Origin of the sequence: Marinobacter sp. W-8 (genome assembly GCF_044342215.1) — a bacterium.
GTDB lineage: Bacteria > Pseudomonadota > Gammaproteobacteria > Pseudomonadales > Oleiphilaceae > Marinobacter > Marinobacter nauticus.
Map to the genome: position 1 here is coordinate 91,287 of NZ_CP172297.1, position 22,398 is coordinate 113,684.

The window sequence follows — 22,398 nt, forward strand, 5'->3', positions numbered from 1 at the left end:
TCCGGATTCCAATAACAATTCCAATCCTGAAAGGAGACTGTGACCATGCGTCTTCACAATCAAGTTGCCCTGATTACCGGCGCCGGCCGGGGCATTGGCCGCGCCATTGCTGAGCATTACGCCCGCGAAGGGGCCCGGGTGGCGGTGGCAGACCTGACCCTCGAAAGCGCCGCCGACACCGTGGCAGCCATTGAACAGGCCGGCGGCACGGCCCTGGCCCTGGCCATGGATGTCACCGACGAACAGGCGGTTGACCAGGGCGTGGCTACCATCGTTGAACACTGGGGCAGGCTCGATGTCGCCCTGGCCAATGCCGGTATCCAGCATATCGACCCGGTGCACAAGCTGGCCTATGCCGACTGGAGCAAGGTGATGAACGTGCACCTGGACGGCGCCTTCCTGGTGACCCGGGCGGCCCTGCGCCAGATGTACGCCCAAGGTGGGGGTACTATGCTCTATATGGGCTCGGTACACTCAGTGGAAGCTTCGCCCCTGAAAGCGCCCTATGTCGCCGCCAAGCACGGCATGCTGGGCCTGTGCAGGGCAGTAGCAAAAGAAGGTGCGGAGCACGGGGTACGCAGCAACATTATCTGCCCCGGCTTTGTACGCACACCGCTGGTGGACAAGCAGATACCGGAGCAGGCCAAAGAGCTGGGCATTTCCGAAGAAGAAGTAATCAGCAAGGTCATGCTCAAGAACACCGTGGACGGGAAGTTCACCACCCTGGAAGACGTATCGGAACTGGCGGTGCATCTGGCGGCCTTCCCGTCCGCTGCCCTGACCGGCCAGTCGATCGTGGTCAGCCACGGCTGGCATATGCAGTAATTATCTGGAGAGACGGATGAGCAACACAGAACAATCACCGGTTGTCTGGACCCCGGACCAGGACACCCTCACCCGTTCCCGCATGGGCCAGTTCAAGGCCTGGCTGGAGCAACAGGGCTTTGGCCCCTTTGATGATTACCACGCCCTGCACCAGTGGTCGATCACCGAACTGGACACCTTCTGGCAGAAGGTCTGGGACTACTGCGGCCTGGTCTGCGAGACACCGGCCAAACAGGTGCTTGGCAACCGGGAAATGCCCGGTGCGGAATGGTTCCCCGGCATGAAACTGAATTTTGCCGCCAACCTGCTGCGGCTGGCGGACGGCGACGATGCTGATAGAGAAGCGGTGGTGGCCTACTGCGAAACCCGCCCGGTCCTGCGCAAGACCTACGCCGAACTGAAAGCCGACGCCGGTGCTCTGGAAGCCTTCCTGCGCAGCAAGGGCATTACCAAGGGCGACCGGGTGGCGGGTGTGGTCACCAATGGCTATGAAGCCCTGGTGGGTATGCTGGCGGCCACCAGCCTGGGCGCGATCTGGAGCTCCGCATCACCGGACTTCGGCATCGGCGCCATCAACGACCGCTTCGGCCAGATCGAGCCCTCAGCTCTGATTGTGGTCAACGGCTACGGTTATGGCGGCAAAGTGTTCGCGCGCCAGGACGACTTCGCACAGCTGATCGCCGGCCTGCCCTCCCTGAAGGTGGTGATCAGCATTGCCCAACTGCCCGATGAAGCACCGATCCCCGGCGAACTGGTTACTACCTGGGATGATGCCCTGAAAGCCGGCGAAGGCCACGCGCCCTCGTTCACCCCGGTGGACCCGGACCACCCCGTCTACATCCTCTATTCCTCCGGCACCACCGGCAAACCCAAGTGCATCGTGCATGGCACCGCCGGTTTACTGGTCAACCACGCCAAGGAACTCATGCTCCACGGCGACGTGGGCCCGGAAGACCGCTTCCTGTACTTCACCACCTGCGGCTGGATGATGTGGAACTGGCAGGCCTCCGCCCTGATGACCGGCGCCGCCGTGATCACCGTGGATGGCTCCCCGGGTTACCCGAGCCTGAATTTCCTGTGGGAAACCGTGGCCAGGGAACGAGTCACCCACTACGGCACCAGCGCCCGCTTCATCGCCGGCTGCCGCAAAGCCGAACTACAACCGGCGAAAACCCTGGACCAGAGCCCTCTGCGCGTGGTGTTCTCCACCGGCTCGCCGCTGTTACCGGAAGACTACGACTGGATCTACACCGACGGCGCGCCTAACGCGTTGCTCGGTTCCATCGCCGGCGGCACCGACATCTGCGGCTGCTTTGTGGGGTCTACCCCGCTGTTGCCCGTGCGCCGCGGCGAAATCCAGTGCCGCTTCCTGGGCGTGGACGCGGTCGCCTACGGCGACGACGGACAACCGGTGAGCGAGGGCCGGGGCGAACTGGTGTGCCGCCAGCCGCTGCCCTCCATGCCCGTCAGCTTCTGGCAGGACCCGGATGGTGAACGCTACCGAGATGCCTACTTCAACACCTTCCCCGGCGTCTGGGCCCACGGCGACTTCATCGAATTCACCGAACACGGCGGCGCCATCATCTACGGCCGCTCCGACGCCACCCTCAACCCCGGCGGCGTGCGCATTGGCACCGCGGAAATCTACCGTCAGGTGGAAACCGTGGACGCGGTTAAAGACAGCCTGGTTGTCGGGCGCCAGATCGAAGGCGACGTGGAAGTGGTGCTGTTCGTGGTTCCGGCCGAAGGCCAGAACGTCACCGACGACCTGGTCAAAACCCTGAAAACCCGAATCCGCGAAGGCGCCAGCCCCCGGCATGTGCCCAAGCACATTGTCGAGGTGCCGGACATTCCCTACACCCGTAGTGGCAAAAAAGTGGAACTCGCGGTGGCCCGGCTGATCAACGGCTCCAGGAAAGCCGACAACCGGGATGCGCTGGGCAACCCGGAAGCGCTGGACCGGATTCGGGAACGTTTGGCGCAAGCAGGGTTCTTGCCCGACTGATTCTGGATAAAGGGGAATGTGAAGTGTGCCGATATGGGCTGTTTTGTCGACAAAACAGCCCATATTTGCGAACTCTGCGACGATGAAATTGGACTACCCGTACATCGTTTGGGCGTGGCAGGGGGAGAGCTTTCCAAAACCTTGCGGAGCCATGGATGGCGGAGCAGAGCGTACAGGGAGGTATTCACAGCGTGTTTTGGAAAGCTCTCCCCCTGCCACGCTTACCCCCTACCTGATAAATGTTAGAAAGTTTCGTAAATTCCCGCCATTTCATCGTCCTGTCACGGATGATCAGGCATTTTAAGTCCGTTCTTATACTAAGATCGTAACCAAAATTTTGTAAAAAATGCTATCTTAGTAGGTCTATCAAAAGTTCCGAATCAGTCACTGGCCCGACCGGACGTTCACAAGACGCCCGACCGCGCCATGACCGTCCTGAACCCACCCAATAGCCTGAGGACGAAAATGACATCATCCAAAGCCAAGATTGTCTACACGTTGACCGACGAGGCTCCCGCCCTCGCCACCCGGTCACTGCTTCCCATCCTGGAAACCTTCGCCAAGCCGGCTGGCATCGACTTCGAAACCAGCGACATCTCTCTCGCGGCGCGTATTCTGGCAGGCTTCCCGGACTACCTTGAGGAAGACCAGCGGGTTCCGGATGCCCTGGCTGAATTGGGTGAGTACACCAAGGATCCGGACGCCAACATCATCAAACTGCCGAACATCTCTGCCTCCATTCCTCAGCTGCGTGCCGCGATCAAAGAACTGAACGAGCAAGGCTACAAGGTGCCTGAGTACAAGGAGCACCCGGAGACCGACGAAGAGAAAGAAATCCACGCCCGTTACAGCAAGGTGCTGGGCAGTGCCGTTAACCCGGTACTGCGTGAAGGTAACTCCGATCGTCGCGCGCCGGCCGCGGTCAAGGCCTTCGCACGTAAGTACCCGCACACCATGGGCGAATGGAGCCCGGCTTCGCGTACCCACGTGGCGCACATGCGCGGTGGTGACTTTTACTCCAGCGAGCAGTCCGTGACCCTGGACAAGGCCACCAACGCCCGCATCGTGTTCGAGAACAAAAAGGGCGAGCAGACCGTTCTGAAATCCGACCTGCCGCTGCAGGAAGGCGAAGTGCTCGACGGCATGTTCATGAGCAAGAAGGCTCTGGTAAAGTTCTTCGAAGACGCCATTGCCGACTGTGAGAACACTGGCGTGATGTTCTCCCTGCACGTGAAAGCCACCATGATGAAAATCTCCCACCCGATCGTGTTCGGTCACGCGGTGAAGGTTTTCTACAAGGAGCTGTTCGACAAGTACGGTGACCTGTTCCAGGAGATCGGTGTTAACCCGAACAACGGCCTGTCGTCCGTGATCGAGAAGATCAAGCAGCTGCCGGAATCCAAGCAGGAGCAGATTCAGGAAGACCTGCACGCGTGCTACGAGCACCGCCCGGAAATCGCCATGGTCGATTCCGTGAAAGGCATCACCAACCTGCACGTACCGAGTGATGTCATCGTCGATGCCTCCATGCCGGCCATGATCCGTAACTCCGGCAAGATGTGGGCCCGTGATGGCAAGCTGAAGGACACCAAGGCAGTAATGCCGGAGTCCACCTACGCCACCATCTACCAGGAAGTGATCAACTTCTGTAAGACCCACGGCGCGTTTGATCCCACCACCATGGGTACCGTTCCGAACGTGGGCCTGATGGCACAGAAAGCCGAAGAGTACGGCTCTCACGACAAGACCTTCGAAATGAAGGAAGACGGTGTCGTGCGCGTGGTGGCGGAAGACGGTACCGTACTGACCGAGCACAAGGTTGAGGAAGGCGATATCTGGCGTGCCTGCCAGACCAAGGATCTACCGATCCGCGACTGGGTCAAGCTGGCGGTTAACCGTTCCCGCTCCAGCGGCATGCCGGCCGTATTCTGGCTGGACGATGAGCGTGCCCACGATGCCCAGCTGATCAAGAAGGTCGAGAAGTACCTGGCCGAGCTGGACACCGAAGGCCTGGAGATTCACATCATGTCTCCGGTTCGCGCTATCCGCTGGACCATGGAGCGCCTGATCCGTGGCCTGGATACCATTTCCGTAACCGGCAACGTGCTGCGTGACTACCTGACCGACCTGTTCCCGATCCTGGAGCTGGGCACCAGCGCTAAGATGCTCTCCATCGTGCCGCTGCTGAACGGCGGTGGCCTGTACGAGACCGGTGCCGGTGGTTCCGCGCCCAAGCACGTACAGCAGCTGATCCAGGAAAACCACCTGCGTTGGGATTCCCTGGGTGAGTTCCTGGCCACGGCGGTGTCTCTGGACGAGCTGGGCGAGAAGCAGAACAACCAGCGCGCCCGCCTGCTGGGCCAGACCCTCGACAAGGCCACCGAGCGCCTGCTGGAGAACAACCAGTCTCCGTCGCGGGTAACCGGCGAGCTGGACAACCGTGGTTCTCACTTCCACCTGGCCCGCTACTGGGCGGAAGAGCTCTCCAAACAGGATGAAGACAAGGAACTGAAAGAATTCTTCACCAAGCTGTCTGCCCAGCTGGAGGAGAACAAGGACAAGATCCTGGAAGAAATGACCGTGGTGCAGGGCCATCCGGCCGATATCGGTGGTTACTACCACCCGCCCATGGAGAAGGTGTGCGAGGTTATGCAGCCGAGCGCCACTTTCAACAAGATCCTGGCCGAGGCACGGGATTCCGTGAAGTAAGGCCAGTGTTTCAGCCGGGCCACGGGCCCGGCATGAATCCCCGAAACCCGGTGCGCTTGAAGCTCACCGGGTTTTTTATTGGTCTGGCTCTTCCTGGTAGCCCTGTCCGGTTTCACCGGCCTTGCGTAGCTGAAGCTCTGATCCGCGTTATCCTGCAGCAGGTCAAGCAGATTTGGTCCAGCCAGGGCGCCCAGCAATAGCAGCAGGGTGCTACCGATAAGGATCAGGTCACTGACGTGATTCACCCCTTACTCCTGTCGCAGCGGAGCGAACCGGGCCTGGGTCAGTCGGGCCAGATCGGCGGGTGCCAGTTCGATTTCGAGGCCCCGTTTGCCGGCACTGACAAAGATCGTTTCGAAGTCTTCGGCGGATTGATCAATGAAGGTTTTCAGAGGTTTTTTCTGGCCCAGGGGACTGACCCCACCCAGGACGTAGCCGGTGGTGCGCTGCACCAGCTGTTTGTCGGCCATGACGGCTTTCTTGGCGCCGGCAGCCTTGGCAATCTGTTTCAAACCGAGCATGGCGGTGACAGGTACGATGCCCACCGCCAGATTCTTACCATCGAGGCTGACTACCAGGGTCTTGAACACCTGGGCCGGGTTCGCACCGGTTTTTTCCGCCGCTTCCTCGCCATAGCTTTCCGCAGCCGGATCGTGCTCATACTCGTGAATGATGAAATTCACCCGGGCCTGTTTGGCGGCGTTGATTGCGGGGGTCATGACGGTTCCTGTTGGTTGGATCGAACGTAGCACCGATTAAAGCATGTGCCGCCAACGAGTTCATCCTTCCCGGAACACCGGCCAACGGTCGGTAATCGCTCCCCGGGTCGGATCGAAGACAGCCAGATCGCCAAACTGCAGGAAGACCGATTCGCTCTGGTGTGGCCGCAGGAACACCCGGTCGCCCTCTGCCAGATTGAGCCCATCGGCGAAATTCAGCATTTCCTGATTACTGGATCGGCCGTAGACCGGATTATCGGTTAATCCTGCCGGTGACACCGGCGTTGCCGGCCAGTTGCCGCCGTAGATGAAAGCCGTGCGGGCCCGGTTCGGGTTCCACAGTGCCTGCAGCCTGCCCAGCCCGGGGGCACCGGGAATTCGGGTGCTTGCCAGCAGCTTCAGGACGGGCGTGGCAATGAACGCCGCGGGCCGGTGGTCAGACAGTGTTGGCAGGTCGAAATCCGTGGGCATTACCAGGCCGGACCCGGCGGAGAGCTCATTCACGGGCAGCTCTCCGGACAGGCCGCGATAGAGCTGATAGGTGGTGGAGCCGCCGCTGTTGAACGTGAGGCCTGCCAGGGAACGCCCCAGATGTTGCTCGGCGGTGGTCACATAGTCCCGATACCGAGCTATGGCCCGGTCCCGCAGCCATGCTGCTGGCCCCGGTGCCTTCATGATATGAGGTTCGTAGCCCATGAATCCGCTGAAACTGAGCCAGGGCGAGCGGTCAATCGTGGTCAGGGCCCGGGCCAGTTCGCCGGTATCGGTGAATCCGCCCCGATGCAGGCCAATATCGATCTCGAGATTGATACGCAGCCGGCGTTGCTTTGACCGGGCAAAACCTTCATAGGCCTCAAGCCGCTGCCGGGAATCCACCAGCCATTGCAGTTGCTGTTCTGGCCGGAAACCGTTGGTGCTGGATGTCAGCTGCTGGTAGAAACGGTCAACGGCGGCCACCGGGAGCGGCTTGCCCATCAGCACATCCGCCTGAGGCAGGGCATCGGCCACGGCGTTGAGAAAGGGTTGATGGAAAACCATCAGCCGGTTACTGCCGGTAGCCGCCATGATCCTCTGCAGAAGCGGCAGAGACGGCAGTGATTTGACCACAATGCGGTAATGGTATTCGCCGTTCAGATGGCTGTTCAGGGCCGACAGGTTGTGCTCCAGTCTGGCCTGATCCAGTACCAGTGTGGGGGTTGCCAGGCCGGCTTCAGTAAGGGCGACGTCCAGAGCCCGGAAATAGGGGTTATGTCCGTCCTGGCGAGCTTCTGGTCGCAACCAGGCCAGGGCGCCGGCGGCACCCAGGGCGGTGGCGCCGAGCAGAAGCCGGCGGCGTTGTCGAACGAAGGCATTACTGTGGGCCATGGTTACGCGCTCTCCCCCGTCGTCTCGAACAGGCCGGCCAGGTAAGGATTGAGAAACCGCCCGCCCGGGTCCAGGCTGCGCCGCACCTCCTGAAAATCCTGCCACCTGGGATACAGGGCCCGGAAATCACCGGACTTGAGGGTGTTGAGCTTGCCCCAGTGGGGCCGGCCGCCGTGTCGCAGTAAAATCGGCTCCAGCGCCGCGAACATGGGTTGATAGTCTTCCTCGAAGAACCGGTGTACCGCAATGGAGACGGAATCGCGCTGGTAAAACGGGCTGAGCCAGGCATCGTCGGCCTTCACAAAGCGAACCTCGAAGGGAAAGAACACCTCGGGAAACTGTGCTTCCACCACAGACACGATCTCCCGGAAGGCCGCCTGCCAGTTTTCCCGCGGCAAGTGGTATTCCATTTCATTGAAACGGACATTGCGGTCGCTGGTGTAGTTCTGCCAGGACGCGGCCACTTTCACCTCTTTGTCCAGGGTACGGATATAGCCGCCCAGGATCAGCCGGCGCAATCGGGGTGACCAGGCCAGGTAGTCCCGCGCCCGCTGCAGATCCCGGGCACCGTCATTCTGGTCCAGCTGGGCGGTGGCCGATACCGGTTCGTCGGTCAGATCATGCTGGCTGGTAAAACCCATGCCGGAGAACGGAATGTAATAGAACTCGTAGTTGCGGTGCTGGTCGGCGCGGGCATCGGCAGCATCCAGAATGTCGTCCAGTGGCAGCCACTCGGTGGTCTTGCGCAACCGGTAAGGTCGGGTGTTCTGCAGGGTCACGTCGGTCACAATGCCCAGGCAGCCGAGGCCAACCCGGGCGGCGTGGAAAATCTCCGGGTGCTGGTGCCGGCTGCATTCCAGCAGCTCGCCCCCGGCGGTCATCAGCGTGAGAGCCTCGACATAGCCGGACAGGCTCATCAACCCGGCGCCGGTGCCGTGGGTTGCAGTGGCCAACAGTCCGCCCAGGGCCTGTTGATCAATGTCCGGCATGTTGAACAATGCCTGGTTGATGGCCTCCAGCGGCCGGCCCACCTGCCCCAGCAGGGTTCCGGCAGCGATGCGGGCCTGGCACTGCTGATCATCGTGGCTCAGAACACCGGTCATGCGCGCCAGCGAGACCAGAATACCGTCAGTGGGTACCAGGGCTGAGAATGAGTGCCCGGAACCAACGGGGCGTATGGTAAACCCAGAGTTGTCGGGGTTCTGCAGTAATTGCCGGAGCTCTTGGATGGTGGCTGGAGCAACACGGTTGCTTGGCAGACACGTCTGAGAGCCGGACCAGTTTCGCCAGGGCAGAGGGATTTGTGAAGACTCACCTGGGGCCGTTAACGGGCTTTCATCAGCGGCGGCCGGGTAAAGGTGACTGACGATGGCGGTGCTGATCAGTAGTTGCAGAAAATGGCGCCGCTCCATCACTGGCCCTCCGCTTCGGCAGGCGTGGCCATAAAGCGGATCAACTGGCGGAACTGCTCGGCGTTGCAGTCCATACAGAGCCCGTAGGGCGGCATGCCGCCCATGCCAGAGACCACGTTATCCACGAGGGCATTCATGCCTTTGTCCAGCCTTGGCTGCCAGGCCTCGCCATGGCCGGTCAAGGGGGCATCCGAGGTGCCGCGGGCGTGGCAGGTCTGGCAGGACCGCTGGTAGACCGCGGCCAGTTCCGGACTCGCCGGGCTGCTGTTGGCGGCATGGGCCTGAACGGCAGCCGATGGGCTGTGATCGCCATTGCAGGCAGTCAGGGCGATGGCGATAGTGGCCGCGACGGCCCCGGGCAGACGCTGGTGCAATTTCATTGTTGTTATCCGTAACGCGATTATGTGTCACGTTTAGTCTCATCGATTCTGCCTGAAACTGCAAATCCTTCTCGACTCATGATCTGTAACTGTCTACTTTTTGTATAGGAATCTAGAGGCAACAAGGAAATTCTCATGGATCCAGAACGGCCGGATTATTCGGAGCTGACGCGACTGAAAGAAAGCCACAGTCCGCTGAGGCGGGCACTGTGGGCAACACTGGTGTATCTGGTGGCCGGCCTTATCTGGATTACTTTCTCGGATCGAATTGTCGGGCTCTGGTTTCCGGATCCCCACGAGTTGTCGCTGGTACAGACCTGGAAAGGGTTTCTGTTTGTGGTGGTGACTGGCCTGGTGCTGTTCTCGGTAATTCTGCGTCAGCTCCACAAGGATCGCTTGCTGCTGTCCCTGCAGGCTAACCAGCGCCGAGCGCTCCGCCGCCGTGAACGACAGCTGACGGTGCTGATGGATAACCTGCCGGGCATGGCCTACCGCTGCCTGCCGGACGAGGACTGGACCATGTTGTTCGTATCGGCGGGCTGCGTAGATCTGACGGGTTATCAGCCGGACGAGCTGATCCAAAATCGAATCACCAGCTTCGCCGCGCTGATGGACGAGGAAAACTCAGAACAGATAGCGCAGGAAGTGGAAACGGCGGTCCGCAAAGGTGAGTCTTTCTCCGTCGAATACGCCATTACCCGAAAGGATGGAAGGAAGATATGGGTCTGGGAGCGGGGCTGCGGCGTACTGGACGATGACGGTACCATGGTGCTCGAAGGCATTATTCTGGATATTTCCGACCGTAAGCAGCTGGAAAACGAGCTCGAAGCCCTGGCCACGCGGGACTCCCTGACCGGTGTGCTCAACCGCCGGGAGTGCTCACGGGTGCTGACAGAGGAGCTGGAGCGGGCGCGTCGGTACAATCGTCCCTTCGCGTTACTGTGGATCGACTTCGATCACTTCAAGGAAATCAACGATACCTGGGGCCACGCTGCTGGCGATTCTGTGCTCTGTTCCGTCAGCAGCCTGCTTGAGGACAGTGTCCGCAGTGTTGATACCCTGGGCCGTTTCGGAGGCGAAGAGTTTGTCATTATTCTGCCGGAGATGGACGTTGCCGAAGCCGAGGAAACGGCCGAGCGCTTGCGTCAGCGCGTCTGTAACCAGCCGGTGGCGCTGGAATCCGGCCACAACATTCGATTGACCATCAGTATTGGCGTGGCGGTCTTTCCCGACCATGGCGACACGCTCGATGCGCTTTGCGCTGCCGCCGACAAGGCGATGTATCGGGCCAAAAAACAGGGTCGGAACTGTATCGCCATGGCACAGGCGGTTCAGCCAGTCCATAATGGTTTCAGATAGTCACGTTTTCCGGTCCTGGCTGAAAACCTCTGGCGCACCAACCAATAACAAGACTGATAAGGCGTTTATCATGCATTCACTCGCCCGCCGTGCCCTGCATACCTGTGATGTGCCACGGGATCTGACCCCGGTGACTTTTCGCGACACCGCCGGTGAACACCCGGATCGGGTCGGGCTCGACAGCAGTGCCGCCGAGGCTGTGTGGCGCAGTGTTGAGGCCCTGTACAGAACCGGAGTGCATCCAGGTATTCAATTGTCCCTGCGTTATCGGGGTGAGCAGGTATTGCACCGGTCGATCGGACACGCCCGGGGTAATGGTCCCCACGATCCGGCCTCGTTGCCGCGCATTCCCATGACCACCGACACCCCGATCTGTTTCTTTTCCGCCTCCAAAGCAGTCACCGCGTTACTGATGCATATGTTGTCCGAGCAGGGGCTGGTTAACCTGATGGACCCGGTGTCCTACTATTGCCCGGAATTTGCCCGTAACGGCAAGCGCACGATTACCGTGCACCAGATTCTCTCCCACCGGGGCGGTATCCCCGCGATACCCCGGGAAACCCCGATCGACGTGCTTTGGGACCGCGACGAAATCTGGCGGCTTCTGTGCGCCGCCAAGCCAGTCGAAGTGGACGGCGCCAAGGTGGCCTACCATGCCATTACCGGTGGCTTTGTGTTGCAGCGGGTTCTGGAAAAGGTAACCGGCGACACTATCGAAAGCTACCTGGATCGTTACCTGCGCCGGCCCATGGGTATGAAATGGTTTACCTATGGCATTGCTCCCGAACACCTGCATGAGCTGGCCAGCAATTATGCGACCGGCCCGACGCCCCGATTTCCGGTGTCCTGGGTGGTGAACCGTGCGCTGGGTGGTGATATTCGGACGGTGGAGAAAGTCACCAACGACCCCCGCTTCCAGGAGGCGGTGATCCCCGCCGGAAATCTGTGCGGCACAGCCGAAGAAATGGGGCGCTTCTTTCAGATGATGCTCAATGGTGGCAGTTGGGATGGCAAGCGCATCTGCAGCGAACTCACGGTTCGCCGTGCCATCCAGCAATTTGGCTCACTGCAGATGGACAGGACCATGCTGGTGCCCATGCGATTCAGTGCCGGCATGATGCTGGGCAGCAATCCTGTTGGCCTTTGGGGCCAGCAAAGCCGTTATGCGTTTGGCCATGTCGGGCTGATCAACAAACTGTGCTGGGCGGACCCGGCCCGGGACATTTCCGTCAGCTTGTTGAACACCGGTTTTTCGATTGTGGGCCATCACTTACCAGCCCTGGCCCGTTTCGTCTACACTGTCTGCAAACAGTTCCCGGTGTTGCCGGAAAACCAGCGGAGACTGGTGGCAGCCTGAGCGTTTCATTAAGGCGTCAGGCCTTGGCGCTCAAGGCCTGACGCCAGAATCTGTCAAAAAAAGTGAAAGCTTGTTCATTGTAATTGCACTTTGTCTGACAGTTCGGCACACTTGGTATTAATCAATAAGGATGTTTTCCACACTCATTGGACGAGGTTAACTATGGAAAAGCCGCAATTTCCCCCGCCTGAGCAGCGTAGCGTCAAGCTTGATCAGCACGACAGTGTTCGTTCCCACGTGCAGCAGCAGATCTGCGATGAAGTGCAGCGCCTGGAGCGCCGGATTGAAACCCTGCGCCTGACCAAGGCCCCCCACGCAGCCATCATGATTTCCACGTATGAACGGATGATCTGCCGAAAAAAGGGCTTTCTGCAGAATTGGGACCTGTAACAGGCCCGGTTTCTGCAGAGACGATTGCTACTGTCGGTCAGGTGTGGATTCTGCACTCCAGGACATCAGGAATTCCGTTTCTGGCTGATTAGCGCAGTTTGCCGGATTGCTGACGGTTGGAATGTCATCGGCGTTCTCGTAATCGGCGGGATCTTCATCCGGATCCGGAATTCTTGCCGGTTCGTCGTTGGAGACGAACAGGTGGACCGCGCTCATTCCGTAATCCAGTTCAACGCGGAGACAGTCCGGGCTGTCATCCTCCAGATTGAAGCCGTGTCGGCTGAAATCAATGACCGCCTGATCCGGACTTTTGATATACAAGGTATCTTTCTGGGTAGTTCCGATGAACTCCTGGCGCAGTTCGATGCCTCCGTAATCCCGTGACACGTAGTCTGCCGTCGCGTATTCCGGCTGGTTGTAGCCAATAGCGCTGAATGACGCCGCACTGAACCTTGAGCCTGCGAGAACACTCAGCAATTGTGGTTGTTCATTGCTGTCTTCGGCGTCGACGCTGCGGGCAACGTACTGGATAGTGCGATAAACATGCCCGGTTTCGCTGCCAGCCTGATAGCGCCAGTCCAGGGTCTGATAACGCCATTCCCGGGCATTCAGAGGGCGATTTTCGAGGGTCGCAGCCTGATCGGTAAATCGGATGGAGGCCTGATTGGAGCGGGAGTTATAGGTTCCTGACTCACCGGCTTCAATGCGCCTGCGGATATAGTCCCGCCCTTCATCAAAATTATCGACGCGCCCTACGCTGATCACCTGATTCATCAGATCGAGAGGGTTACGAACCTTGCGGTAGTTTTTTTCGTCGCTGGTGGGCTCGGCACCGATAAACCGGTCGATATGGCGACGGATGTCGGCAGCCGTTGCCTGGTACTCCGCTGTCTGGTTTGCGCCGTTCGGCTCGATACCGGGATAGAAGTCAGCGAACCGTGTTTTGCTCAGGGTGTTCGGGGCACGGTCTGTATCCGCGAGGTCAAAGGTGCTGAAGGTGAGATCAACATTACTGGCCGGATTTAACGTCGACGAGGAATCGCCGCCACTTTCAATCCGACAACCGCTGAGTGTCAGTAACGTGAGTGAAACAGCAGCAAAAAGGCAGGAATGTCTCATTTCAGGTGACCCCGGGGTGCGAAAAAGCGTGTGAACGGCTAAAGTGACGAGTGCTGACAATAAACGATAAAGCACGCAGCTACCCGCGCGGAGATCACATTTTGCAGCAACGGTTTGCCCATATCCCGGTGCGGACGGTGGTTCTGCTCCTGTTTCTGGCCGTTCTGGTTTTGCCATCTGTGGCACAGGCCCAGAATGCCTGCCGGGATGGACAGATCATGCTGGATCACAACACCGGCAGCATCCCGGATCTGGGCGAGTGCCTCTGGTACCTGGAAGATCCGCAGCAGTCGCTGGCGATTGATGAGGTTCGCGCCGCGGGCCAGGACACGCTGACCCGTCACCAGGGGGGCGTGCTTAATTTTGGTTATACCGGCTCGGCCTACTGGACCCGCTTTGACCTGAGCACCCGCCGTTTAACCTCCCACTCGGACTGGATACTGGAGCTGGCGCTGCCACTGGTGGATGACGTTCGGCTGTATCTGGTGCGGGATGGCCAGCTGGTGGAACAACGCCAGACCGGGTATCTGGACAGCTGGGACGATCGGGACCTGGCGGTGCCAAACCCGACCTTTCGGCTCAGATTACCGCCCGATACCGTCACCACGGTTTTCCTGCGCATTACCAACACCAACACTTTCCGTCTGCCGATTACCCTCTGGCACCCCGACAGTTACATAGAAAAGGTCTCCATTGATGAAGCCGTACGCGGGCTGTTGCTGGGTGCCATCCTGGCTATCCTGGCCTACAACCTGTTTGTGGCGGTATCGGTGCGGGAGCGCAGCAACATCTACTACGTGCTCTACCTGGTGTGTGCGGCGGTCTTCATCGGTACCGAACAGGTGCACGGCGTCCAGTTGCTGGATAGCCGACCAGCCTTGCTCAACAAGGAATACCTCCATTTCCAGATTATCCTGACCTGGTTCTTTGGCCTGTTGATGGCCCGTTCGCTGCTGGAAACCCGGCAACGCTCGCCCGATCTGGATCATGTACTCCGGTTATGTCTGACCTCTGTCGTCACCACCTTTGGTTTGTCGTTTTTCATGCCCTATTCGGTGGCCATGGAATGGATTGTGGTCGGCTCGATTCTGCTCAGTATCATTCTGATTGTGGTCAGTTATCTGTCCTGGCGCTATTACAACCCGGCAGCACGCTCCTATTTCTTTGCCTGGACCCTGGCCCTGATCGGGTTTGGTATCTATGCGCTGACGGTGATGGGTTACCTGCCGCTGAATACCTTTACCAGCTATTCGCCACAGTTCGGCCTGACGGCCCAGATCATTCTGTTTTCCTTTGCCCTGGCTGACCGAATCAAGCAGGTTCAGGGCGAGGCCCTGGCCTGGAACCAGCGCGCTCTGGCAAACCTGAGGCGTTACCAGTCGCTGTTTGATAACGCCATTGAAGGCGTGTTCCAGATGTCACCGGAACGTCGGTTTGTTACCGCCAACCCGGCCATGGCCGAATTGTTGGGCTACAGCAGCAGCCGAGAGCTGCTGGCGCGCAACCCGGATGTGCTGGAAACCTGCATTGCCGATGAGCGGTTGCGGCGCCTGGTGGTGGAGCAACTGGAAGCCCGAGGCACGGTGAAGGGCATTGAAGCCCGCTACCTGACCCGTCAGGGCGACGAACGCTGGGCCACCATTTCCTTGCATACGGTGTACGATGCCGAGGGCCTGCCCATGCACCTCGAAGGCACCTGTATTGATGCTACCGAGAGTCATCAGCGCCTGCAGATCGAGCGGGAGCGGGAGCAGGAGCGGCTGGAAAAAGAGCTGGCGCGGAATTCGGCCCAGGCCAAGAGCCAGTTCCTGGCCAATATGAGCCATGAAATCCGGACCCCGCTGGCGGCCATCATCGGTTATGGCGAAACGCTGCTGGACCCGGACCTGAACGAAACTGAAAAACGCAGCAGTGCGGAAACGGTGGTTCGCAGCGGGCGTCACCTGCTGGAGCTGGTGAACGATATTCTCGACCACTCAAAGATCGACGCTAACAAGCTGGATGTTGACGTGGTGCCGGTCAACCTGCCGGAGTTGCTGGATGAAATCCGCGGTTTCTTCGCCCCCCGAGCCCGGGAAAAGGGCCTGGATTTCAGTATCATCTGCGATTATCCCCTGCCCGAGAAAATCCGGACCGACCCAACCCGTTACCGGCAAATTATCATCAATTTGTGTGGAAATGCCCTGAAGTTCACGGAAAATGGGTCTATCTCCCTGATCGTTCGCTGTGATCGGGACGCCGAGAAGCTTTACGCCCGGGTGGTGGATACCGGGATTGGCATGAAGCCGGAACAGCTGGACCGTCTGTTTGACCCCTTTGCCCAGGGCAGCACCGCAATTTCCCGCCAGTATGGCGGCACGGGGCTCGGCCTCAGTATATCCCGGAGGCTGGCGGAACTGCTGGGCGGTGATATCCGGGTGTCCAGCACCTACGGTGAAGGCAGTGAATTTGAAGTGTGCATCAGCACCGGTGAACTTGCGCAGGTTCATTTCCTGCGGGATGCCTCGGAATTCAGCCAGCGGCGCCGGGCCATTGCCATGGTCATGGCGCCCCGGTTGTCGGGCCGCATCCTCTGTGCCGAGGATAACGATGTAAACCGTCGGCTGGTGTCGTTGCTGGTGGGGCGCACCGGTGCCGAGCTGGTGCATGTCAGTAATGGCGCGGAAGCCCTGGAACGCGCCACCCGCGAGCACTTCGATCTGATTCTGATGGACATCCAGATGCCGGTGATGAATGGCCGGGATGCCACCCTGGCGTTGCGGGAAGCAGGTGTTAACACCCCGGTGGTTGCGCTTACGGCCAATGTTATGGCCGAGGATATCGCCGAATATCGTCTGGCGGGATGCAATGATCACCTGGCTAAACCCATCGACAAGCAGCGCTTTTACGAGGTGCTGGCCCGTTACCTGGCGTTGTCGGCGGAAACGGCGGTGGGTTCCGGTCACCGATACAGCGGCAAGGTGCTGGTGGCCGAAGACAACGATGATAACCGTGGGCTGGTGGAGCGGATGCTCCGCCGCACCGGCGCCGAGCCGTTGCTGGTGACCAACGGGGAAGAAGCGGTTCGCCGGGCCCTGTCGGAGACCGTGAAACTGGTGCTTATGGATCGCCACATGCCGGGCATGGATGGCGTCGCGGCCACTCAGCTCTTGCGCCAGGCGGGCTTCCGGCGGCCGATCATTGCCTTTACCGCCGGTGATCAGGCTGAAAATGAAGCCTTGCTGGAGGCCGGCTGCGATGGCGTGCTGAACAAGCCCATTGACCATGCCCACCTGCAGGCCCTGCTGGATCGCTATCTGCCGGTGGAACAATGGGTCGGCGAGGCGGTTGACGATGACATTGGTCCGCTGGTGAACCGTTTCCTCGATAGCCTGGCCGAGCGAAAGCGGCGCATGGAAGCCGCGCTGGCCCAGGGACAGTTGCAGCAATTGCAATCCGAGAGCCATCAGATCAAGGGCACCGCCGGTGCCATGGGCTATCCGTTGATGACAGAACAGGCAGGGATACTTGAGCGATGTGTACGCTCAAGCCCCGGAGAGAGGGGGATGATTCGACAGGAACTGACCATCCTGAACGCCATGATTGACCGGGCCCTTGAGGGGCACCAGAGGTCGTCGAAAACCACAAAGGAACAGGCCAATGAGCGATAACCAAAAACAGGAACATTATTCCCTGAGCATGATGTATGGCACATACGCCGACATACTGTTCGTACTGTTTCCGTTTCTTGTCATTGCCATGCAGCGGCTCTGGGATGGCAACCTGTACCAGTCCCTGATGCGGCCCGACCTGAGTATTGCTGCGGCGATTCTGGCCGGCCTGGCTATCGGCAAGTTTGTGCTGGGGTTGGTGACCAATCGCGATCTGGGGCGCTACAAAGAGCGGATTGTGTTTTTTATTGCCCTGACCCTGTTCGTGGTCCTTGGGCCGGCCATCATCCTGATCCTGAGTATGACCGGGAACGCGGAGATTCCGGGCTTTGTGGCCTTTGTGCAGCCGGTACTGCTGATTGTCTCCATTTCCCTCTATACAACGGCAGTCAGCATTGCCAATATTCTCACCCGGGTGACCGCGCCACCGTCCGTCGGTGACCATGGCGGGCCCGCCGGTGATGAACCGGTTGATGTCCGCCCCGGGCCCGCACCTCTGGACTTGCCGCGCCGAACCGGCAACGATACCTACTGAGCCAGGGCACAGAACAGGAGAGTGTAATGAGTGATCTCAGAGTACTGGTGGTCGAAGATGAGCCGGTGATGCGGGAGCGTCTGGTCGACATGCTTTACAAAGCCGGTGCTACCAGCGTGTCTGAATGTGCGGATGCTGCCTCTGCCAGGGCGGCGTTCGAGGCCAGTGAGTTCCAGATCATTCTGCTGGATCTGGGACTGCCGGATGGTAACGGTCACGAACTGATGACCCGTTTCAAACAGGTTCGGGAGAACCAGCATATTGTGCTGGTCACCGCAGACGATTCTATCGAGAGTATTCAACGTGCCATCAGTGCCGGCGCGAATGGCTATGTGGTGAAGCCCTACTCCCAGGAAAAGATTTACGATGTGGTGAACAACTACGCCATGGTCCATGGCGGTGATCTGTCGATGATGGACGGACTGAACCGGCATCATTGACCGGTTCAGCCTGCGGCTTTGGCGGCACGTCTGATCAGGCTACCTGGCGGGCAATCCAGGAGTTGTAGCGGGTCGCAAGAGCCCGGACATATCGGGCTTCGGCGCCGTCCAGATTGCTGAGTACGCCTTTGAAAATCCAGCCCCGCTCATACAGACCCAGCACCCGCTGCTCGTCATCCAGATTGACTCGCTGATTGAGTTTCTTGCAGATTGCATCCAGCAGCGGCAGCTTCTCCGGGCGCTTGATCGGAGCCTGACGATTGGTCATGGGCTGGTTCGCTGCACGTGATGTCGGATGTCTTCTCATGATGTTCTCCTTGTCGTTTTGCGGCTGCAAAAACAGAAAACCCCGGAGCCTCACAGGCAACCGGGGTCTGGCGGAGAAGCTGCCCCGGTTGCCGCAACGGCTCCCGGGACTGACCGAAAGCCGTTAGTTGTCTTTCACCATGGCACGCACGGCCTGCCCAATCTGGCAACCGGCGGCTGAGTATACGGTGTGCTTTGAAATCATCCTGGTCATATCGGCTCTGTGGATTCGGTTCAGTCATCAGTGTATAGGCAATTGGACGGTTTGCAATAGCCGTGTTCATTCGGCAAACCCGTACAGACGCACCGGCGGGAAATCCTCATACTTCGCCCTGTCACGTGTTTTTACGTTGTGCAATCCGCGGTACCTGCCTGGCAGGTATCGGATGGATCTCTCCTTTCTACGCAGCCCGATGGGCTGCGTTTTTTTTTGCCATCTCGGAAAGTTCGTAGCCACTACTTCGTACAGCCATTTAGGGCGGCTTTGGCGATAATTCGACCACTGAATACATCCAGTTATCCAATTGATATCCAGAGGTTGAAACCGAAGAAAATGCCCGAAGAACCCGGACCTGCCCGTAACAAGTTCCGTTCTGATTTTATTGTCGAGATTGCCCTGATTGTGGCGGTTGCCGTTTATCTGGTGATGGCGCAGGGACAAGTGGTGGGTGAGAACCTGTCTTTTACGGTTGCTGGCGCCGCGCTGATGGCACTGGCGACTTACTGGACGCTCCATACCATCCGTGATGGCCTGGAAGTTATTGCACTGCGGCTTCGCCCCGGCAAATAACCCGTTCCCAGGTTTTGTGCAGGATGAGCGCATCGTTGGCTGCCCGGTGCACGGGCAGCCCGAGTTCGGCAATCACCTGCTGGCGGATGCCTGACCAGTGGCGCACCTGGCCCGGGTCGAGCAGCATGGAAATGGACTCCAGCTGAAACGCCGGAACCTCGCCGGCGGCCCGAAACAGCCGGTGTAGCCAGAAACTGTCGAAGGTCCAGGCGTCACAGAATACCTGCTCCGGCAACAGCTGGTTCAATTGCCGGGCCACCTCGCTAACCGCCATGCCTTCCTGCAACAGCCGTTGCCGTGAAATGCCGTGAATGGTTTCCGCGCTTTCAGACCAGTCCTGCCAGAGCACATGGGGCTGAATCAGCCAGCTGTGCAGTGCCCCATCGGGCATGCAGAGGCCTACCTCAATCGGGTAGCTGGCGATCAGGTCGAGGCTGGACGCCTCAAAGTCAATAAAGGCCGGGCTGAAGTCTGAGCTCATTGAATCGGTGCTGGTGCTTTGTCGTTTTCTTTCGAGTTTACCCCTGATCTTGCCAGGACGCGAACCCAACTCGGTTTGTCACTGTTACAATATAGCCACGCTTTGTAAAAGCCCGATGACACACCCTTCTGAAAAACTGGTGCTGACCCCTCATGACTGACTCCGTTGTCGTTATCTATTCCGGTGGTATGGATTCTTTCACGCTGTTACACCTGGCCCGCGCCCGGGGGCTCAAGGTGCATGCCCTGTCCTTCAACTATGGCCAGCGCCATGTACGGGAGCTGGACGTGGCCGCCGCGGTTTGCCGGGCTGAAGGTATTCCCCACAAGGTGATTGATATCCGCGCCATGAGTGAGGTGATGTCCGGCTCGTCCCTGACGTCGGATATCGAGGTGCCTGAAGGCCACTACGAGGAAGACACCATGAAAGCCACCGTGGTGCCCAACCGCAACATGATCCTGTTGTCGTTGGCCACCGGGTATGCGGTGACCGCCGGGGCGGGCGCGGTCTGGTATGGCGCCCATGGCGGGGACCACGCCATTTACCCGGATTGCCGGCCGGAGTTTGTCGAGAAAATGGATGCCGTGTGTCGGGTGGCTAACTATGAACCCGTGGGCATCGAAGCGCCGTTCATGGCCATGGACAAGGGCCAGATCCTGGCGGAAGGGCTCAAACTGGGCCTGGATTACAGTCAGACCTGGACCTGTTACAACGGCCGCGACAAGGCCTGCGGGCGTTGCGGGTCCTGCGTGGAACGGCTGGAGGCCTTTGCCGCCAACGGCGTCACCGATCCACTGACCTACGAGCGTCTTGCCTGATGTACCGCGTCAAGGAAGCCTTTTACACTCTCCAGGGTGAGGGCGCCCAGGCTGGACGCGCGGCGGTGTTCTGCCGGTTCAGCAAATGCAATCTCTGGACGGGGCGTGAGAAAGACCGGGCGAATGCGGTGTGCAATTTCTGCGACACGGATTTTGTCGGTACTGATGGCCAGAATGGCGGCCGTTTCGACACCCCGGACGCCCTGGCGGCCCATATCCGTTCTCTTTGGCCGGATGCCCCTGGCCGGCCCTACGTGGTCTGTACCGGTGGCGAGCCTCTGCTGCAACTGGATGAGCCTTTGATCAAGGCCTTTCACCGGGCCGGGTTTGAGGTTGGGGTGGAAACCAACGGCACACTGCCTGCGCCCGAAGGTATCGACTGGCTGTGTGTCAGTCCGAAAGCCGATGCCGAGGTAGTGATTGCCGAGTGTGATGAACTGAAGCTGGTCTATCCGCAACCGCTGGCGCCACCGGAGCGATTCCTGCACATTCGGGCCAGGCACTACTTCCTGTCACCCATGGCCTCGCCGTCTGTGCCGGAAGGTGGGCCGGATGCCATCAAGCAAAGCAATACCCGCAAAGCCACGGACTACTGCCTGGCGCATCCGCAATGGCGGTTAACCCTGCAGATGCACAAGATTCTGGGCATCGACTGAGTCAGACGGTTTCCGCGGTCTGCAGTTCCCGGTTGCGAAAGTGGCTGGGGCTCAGCCCCGTCCAGCGTTTGAACGCCCGGGTAAAATTGGCGGCGTCGGCATAGCCCAGGCTGTCGGCAATCTGGCTCAGATTCATGGTGGTGCTGGCCAGCAGATCCCGCGCGCGCTCCAGGCGGACCTGGTCCACAAGGGCCTGGAAGCTGGCTTCTTCTTCCTGCAGCCGGCGTTTGAGGGTGCGCTCTGAAACATACAGGGTGGAGGCCACCCGGGCCAGTTTTGGCGGAAACGGGTGACTGGTTTCGATCACCCGTCGAACCCGGCAGGCAAAGCCGGCATCTTCCCTTAACTGCTTCAATGCCGTCTCGCATTGTTCCCGTGAACTGACCGCCAGCTGGTCGTTGCTGAACTGCACAGGCAGATTGAGCTGGCTGGCAGGAATCACCAGGGCATCTTCACTGGCGCCGTAGTCCACCGGCACCCCGATGGAGCGTCGGAACCGGTGAAAGTGATTGGGTTCCGGGCCCCGGCGCAAAACCTGTGTCCCGGGCACCGGGCTGCCAGTGAGTTGTGCCCCCATGGAAACGCAGCCGAACAGCACGGCATCCAGAACGAATCCCTGCAACGGGCCCAGCTCGATATCGCATTTGACCGCGTACCAGACATTGCTGCCTGCGACTCGCTTCTCTACCTTCAGATGCGGTGCCCGCAAGGTGAGATAACGGGTCATCAGCTCCAGAGCCTCGGCCAGCGTGCGGCTGCTCATGACCGCGGTACCCAGTGCACCATGCAGGGGCAGCTTGAGTTCCCTTGCCAGCAGAATGCCAAGGCCTGGTTCACCACTTTCAATAATGGCCCGGGTCACAAACTCGCTGGCCTGGGCCTGGCTGACCCGAAGTTCGGTGGAGTTGAGCCGGGTGGGGTCCAAACCGACTCTCAGAACCAGGTCCCGTTCATCAACACCAATGGTATGAAGCAGCTCGGCCAGGGTATGCAGGTAGATGGCCGGCATGCCCAGATCCTGAGAATTGGAAACAGAGGCGCGCATGATGTTCCTCGTCAGCGTGTGTTGTTGTTATGCAAGG

20 protein-coding genes are annotated in these 22,398 nt (G+C 59.5%); 12 read left to right on the forward strand and 8 right to left on the reverse strand.

The window, feature by feature from the left end:
* The first annotated feature begins 45 nt into the window (after positions 1 to 45).
* The 3 genes from ACF8YQ_RS00375 to ACF8YQ_RS00385 all read left to right on the forward strand — a co-directional run bounded on the left by ACF8YQ_RS00375 (position 46) and on the right by ACF8YQ_RS00385 (position 5,539).
* Positions 46 to 825: a 3-hydroxybutyrate dehydrogenase gene (locus ACF8YQ_RS00375; protein WP_224850681.1), complete on the forward strand. Its 780-nt coding sequence runs from the start codon at positions 46 to 48 to the stop codon at positions 823 to 825.
* Between the two features lie 16 nt (positions 826 to 841).
* Positions 842 to 2,830, forward strand: a complete 1,989-nt coding sequence (locus tag ACF8YQ_RS00380; protein ID WP_396622261.1) for an acetoacetate--CoA ligase — start codon at positions 842 to 844, stop codon at positions 2,828 to 2,830.
* Between the two features lie 465 nt (positions 2,831 to 3,295).
* Positions 3,296 to 5,539: an NADP-dependent isocitrate dehydrogenase gene (locus tag ACF8YQ_RS00385; RefSeq protein WP_396622262.1), complete on the forward strand. Its 2,244-nt coding sequence runs from the start codon at positions 3,296 to 3,298 to the stop codon at positions 5,537 to 5,539.
* Positions 5,540 to 5,787: 248 nt separating this feature from the next.
* Here ACF8YQ_RS00385 and ybaK read toward each other — a convergent pair whose 3' ends face one another.
* The 4 genes from ybaK to ACF8YQ_RS00405 are packed head-to-tail and all read right to left on the reverse strand — an operon-like array spanning position 5,788 to position 9,415.
* Positions 5,788 to 6,258, reverse strand: a complete 471-nt coding sequence (ybaK, locus tag ACF8YQ_RS00390) for a Cys-tRNA(Pro) deacylase (RefSeq protein ID WP_396622263.1) — start codon at positions 6,256 to 6,258, stop codon at positions 5,788 to 5,790.
* 60 nt (positions 6,259 to 6,318) lie between these two features.
* Positions 6,319 to 7,623, reverse strand: a complete 1,305-nt coding sequence (locus ACF8YQ_RS00395; protein WP_396622264.1) for a DSD1 family PLP-dependent enzyme — start codon at positions 7,621 to 7,623, stop codon at positions 6,319 to 6,321.
* A gap of 2 nt (positions 7,624 to 7,625) precedes the next feature.
* Positions 7,626 to 9,035, reverse strand: a complete 1,410-nt coding sequence (locus ACF8YQ_RS00400) for a D-arabinono-1,4-lactone oxidase (RefSeq protein ID WP_396622265.1) — start codon at positions 9,033 to 9,035, stop codon at positions 7,626 to 7,628.
* The gene (locus ACF8YQ_RS00405) at positions 9,035 to 9,415 is read right to left on the reverse strand and encodes a c-type cytochrome (protein WP_396622266.1); all 381 of its coding nucleotides are present in this window, start codon (positions 9,413 to 9,415) and stop codon (positions 9,035 to 9,037) included. Before ACF8YQ_RS00405 ends, ACF8YQ_RS00400 begins: the two co-directional genes overlap by 1 nt.
* A 135-nt stretch (positions 9,416 to 9,550) precedes the next feature.
* Between ACF8YQ_RS00405 and ACF8YQ_RS00410 the strand changes: the two genes are divergently transcribed.
* The 3 genes from ACF8YQ_RS00410 (at position 9,551) to ACF8YQ_RS00420 (ending at position 12,521) form a co-directional block, all read left to right on the forward strand.
* Positions 9,551 to 10,774 (forward strand): diguanylate cyclase, encoded by a 1,224-nt coding sequence (locus ACF8YQ_RS00410; RefSeq protein ID WP_396622267.1) that lies wholly within the window; start codon positions 9,551 to 9,553, stop codon positions 10,772 to 10,774.
* Between the two features lie 70 nt (positions 10,775 to 10,844).
* Positions 10,845 to 12,131 (forward strand): serine hydrolase domain-containing protein, encoded by a 1,287-nt coding sequence (locus tag ACF8YQ_RS00415; protein ID WP_396622268.1) that lies wholly within the window; start codon positions 10,845 to 10,847, stop codon positions 12,129 to 12,131.
* A 162-nt stretch (positions 12,132 to 12,293) separates the two neighbouring features.
* Positions 12,294 to 12,521 (forward strand): hypothetical protein, encoded by a 228-nt coding sequence (locus ACF8YQ_RS00420; protein ID WP_022991822.1) that lies wholly within the window; start codon positions 12,294 to 12,296, stop codon positions 12,519 to 12,521.
* Positions 12,522 to 12,548: 27 nt separating this feature from the next.
* On the opposite strand, the gene ACF8YQ_RS00425 is transcribed toward ACF8YQ_RS00420, so the two are convergent.
* Positions 12,549 to 13,640, reverse strand: coding sequence for a hypothetical protein (locus tag ACF8YQ_RS00425; RefSeq protein ID WP_396622269.1), 1,092 nt, complete (start codon positions 13,638 to 13,640; stop codon positions 12,549 to 12,551).
* A 101-nt stretch (positions 13,641 to 13,741) separates the two neighbouring features.
* Here ACF8YQ_RS00425 and ACF8YQ_RS00430 point away from each other — a divergent pair, with 101 nt between their 5' ends.
* The 3 genes from ACF8YQ_RS00430 to ACF8YQ_RS00440 are packed head-to-tail and all read left to right on the forward strand — an operon-like array spanning position 13,742 to position 18,265.
* Positions 13,742 to 17,290, forward strand: a complete 3,549-nt coding sequence (locus tag ACF8YQ_RS00430; protein ID WP_396622270.1) for a 7TM diverse intracellular signaling domain-containing protein — start codon at positions 13,742 to 13,744, stop codon at positions 17,288 to 17,290.
* The gene (locus tag ACF8YQ_RS00435) at positions 17,280 to 17,825 is read left to right on the forward strand and encodes a hypothetical protein (protein WP_023008085.1); all 546 of its coding nucleotides are present in this window, start codon (positions 17,280 to 17,282) and stop codon (positions 17,823 to 17,825) included. The genes ACF8YQ_RS00430 and ACF8YQ_RS00435 overlap by 11 nt, the downstream gene beginning before the upstream one ends.
* Before the next feature lie 26 nt (positions 17,826 to 17,851).
* Positions 17,852 to 18,265 (forward strand): response regulator, encoded by a 414-nt coding sequence (locus tag ACF8YQ_RS00440; RefSeq protein WP_011783682.1) that lies wholly within the window; start codon positions 17,852 to 17,854, stop codon positions 18,263 to 18,265.
* A 34-nt stretch (positions 18,266 to 18,299) separates the two neighbouring features.
* Here ACF8YQ_RS00440 and ACF8YQ_RS00445 read toward each other — a convergent pair whose 3' ends face one another.
* Complete coding sequence (locus ACF8YQ_RS00445; RefSeq protein WP_011783683.1) at positions 18,300 to 18,572, reverse strand: hypothetical protein; 273 nt, start codon at positions 18,570 to 18,572, stop codon at positions 18,300 to 18,302.
* A 552-nt stretch (positions 18,573 to 19,124) separates the two neighbouring features.
* Here ACF8YQ_RS00445 and ACF8YQ_RS00450 point away from each other — a divergent pair.
* A complete protein-coding gene (locus tag ACF8YQ_RS00450; protein WP_396622271.1) occupies positions 19,125 to 19,361 on the forward strand; it encodes a hypothetical protein in 237 nt (78 codons plus the stop codon).
* Here ACF8YQ_RS00450 and ACF8YQ_RS00455 read toward each other — a convergent pair.
* Positions 19,330 to 19,842 (reverse strand): hypothetical protein, encoded by a 513-nt coding sequence (locus ACF8YQ_RS00455; protein ID WP_396622272.1) that lies wholly within the window; start codon positions 19,840 to 19,842, stop codon positions 19,330 to 19,332. The two genes, ACF8YQ_RS00450 and ACF8YQ_RS00455, sit on opposite strands and share 32 nt — an antisense overlap.
* 152 nt (positions 19,843 to 19,994) lie before the next feature.
* Here ACF8YQ_RS00455 and queC point away from each other — a divergent pair, with 152 nt between their 5' ends.
* Both queC and queE read left to right on the forward strand, forming a co-directional pair.
* Positions 19,995 to 20,660 (forward strand): 7-cyano-7-deazaguanine synthase QueC, encoded by a 666-nt coding sequence (queC, locus tag ACF8YQ_RS00460; RefSeq protein WP_396622273.1) that lies wholly within the window; start codon positions 19,995 to 19,997, stop codon positions 20,658 to 20,660.
* Positions 20,660 to 21,316, forward strand: a complete 657-nt coding sequence (queE, locus tag ACF8YQ_RS00465) for a 7-carboxy-7-deazaguanine synthase (RefSeq protein WP_396622274.1) — start codon at positions 20,660 to 20,662, stop codon at positions 21,314 to 21,316. Before queC ends, queE begins: the two co-directional genes overlap by 1 nt.
* Position 21,317: 1 nt before the next feature.
* Here the strand turns inward: queE and ACF8YQ_RS00470 are convergent, their stop codons facing one another.
* Positions 21,318 to 22,361 (reverse strand): AraC family transcriptional regulator, encoded by a 1,044-nt coding sequence (locus ACF8YQ_RS00470; protein ID WP_396622275.1) that lies wholly within the window; start codon positions 22,359 to 22,361, stop codon positions 21,318 to 21,320.
* Between the last annotated feature and the right edge of the window lie 37 nt (positions 22,362 to 22,398).

What these genes read in the sequence shown, in the direction of transcription:
- ACF8YQ_RS00425 (WP_396622269.1), bottom strand. Translation starts at nt 13,640, where the DNA reads ATGAGACATTCCTGCCTTTTTGCTGCTGTTTCACTCACGTTACTGACA.
- ACF8YQ_RS00435 (WP_023008085.1), top strand. Translation starts at nt 17,280, where the DNA reads ATGAGCGATAACCAAAAACAGGAACATTATTCCCTGAGCATGATGTAT.
- queC (WP_396622273.1), top strand. Translation starts at nt 19,995, where the DNA reads ATGACTGACTCCGTTGTCGTTATCTATTCCGGTGGTATGGATTCTTTC.
- ACF8YQ_RS00420 (WP_022991822.1), top strand. Translation starts at nt 12,294, where the DNA reads ATGGAAAAGCCGCAATTTCCCCCGCCTGAGCAGCGTAGCGTCAAGCTT.
- ACF8YQ_RS00450 (WP_396622271.1), top strand. Translation starts at nt 19,125, where the DNA reads ATGCCCGAAGAACCCGGACCTGCCCGTAACAAGTTCCGTTCTGATTTT.
- ACF8YQ_RS00395 (WP_396622264.1), bottom strand. Translation starts at nt 7,623, where the DNA reads ATGGCCCACAGTAATGCCTTCGTTCGACAACGCCGCCGGCTTCTGCTC.
- ybaK (WP_396622263.1), bottom strand. Translation starts at nt 6,258, where the DNA reads ATGACCCCCGCAATCAACGCCGCCAAACAGGCCCGGGTGAATTTCATC.
- ACF8YQ_RS00380 (WP_396622261.1), top strand. Translation starts at nt 842, where the DNA reads ATGAGCAACACAGAACAATCACCGGTTGTCTGGACCCCGGACCAGGAC.
- ACF8YQ_RS00415 (WP_396622268.1), top strand. Translation starts at nt 10,845, where the DNA reads ATGCATTCACTCGCCCGCCGTGCCCTGCATACCTGTGATGTGCCACGG.
- ACF8YQ_RS00405 (WP_396622266.1), bottom strand. Translation starts at nt 9,415, where the DNA reads ATGAAATTGCACCAGCGTCTGCCCGGGGCCGTCGCGGCCACTATCGCC.
- ACF8YQ_RS00400 (WP_396622265.1), bottom strand. Translation starts at nt 9,035, where the DNA reads ATGGAGCGGCGCCATTTTCTGCAACTACTGATCAGCACCGCCATCGTC.
- ACF8YQ_RS00445 (WP_011783683.1), bottom strand. Translation starts at nt 18,572, where the DNA reads ATGAGAAGACATCCGACATCACGTGCAGCGAACCAGCCCATGACCAAT.
- ACF8YQ_RS00455 (WP_396622272.1), bottom strand. Translation starts at nt 19,842, where the DNA reads ATGAGCTCAGACTTCAGCCCGGCCTTTATTGACTTTGAGGCGTCCAGC.
- ACF8YQ_RS00410 (WP_396622267.1), top strand. Translation starts at nt 9,551, where the DNA reads ATGGATCCAGAACGGCCGGATTATTCGGAGCTGACGCGACTGAAAGAA.
- queE (WP_396622274.1), top strand. Translation starts at nt 20,660, where the DNA reads ATGTACCGCGTCAAGGAAGCCTTTTACACTCTCCAGGGTGAGGGCGCC.
- ACF8YQ_RS00375 (WP_224850681.1), top strand. Translation starts at nt 46, where the DNA reads ATGCGTCTTCACAATCAAGTTGCCCTGATTACCGGCGCCGGCCGGGGC.
- ACF8YQ_RS00470 (WP_396622275.1), bottom strand. Translation starts at nt 22,361, where the DNA reads ATGCGCGCCTCTGTTTCCAATTCTCAGGATCTGGGCATGCCGGCCATC.
- ACF8YQ_RS00440 (WP_011783682.1), top strand. Translation starts at nt 17,852, where the DNA reads ATGAGTGATCTCAGAGTACTGGTGGTCGAAGATGAGCCGGTGATGCGG.
- ACF8YQ_RS00385 (WP_396622262.1), top strand. Translation starts at nt 3,296, where the DNA reads ATGACATCATCCAAAGCCAAGATTGTCTACACGTTGACCGACGAGGCT.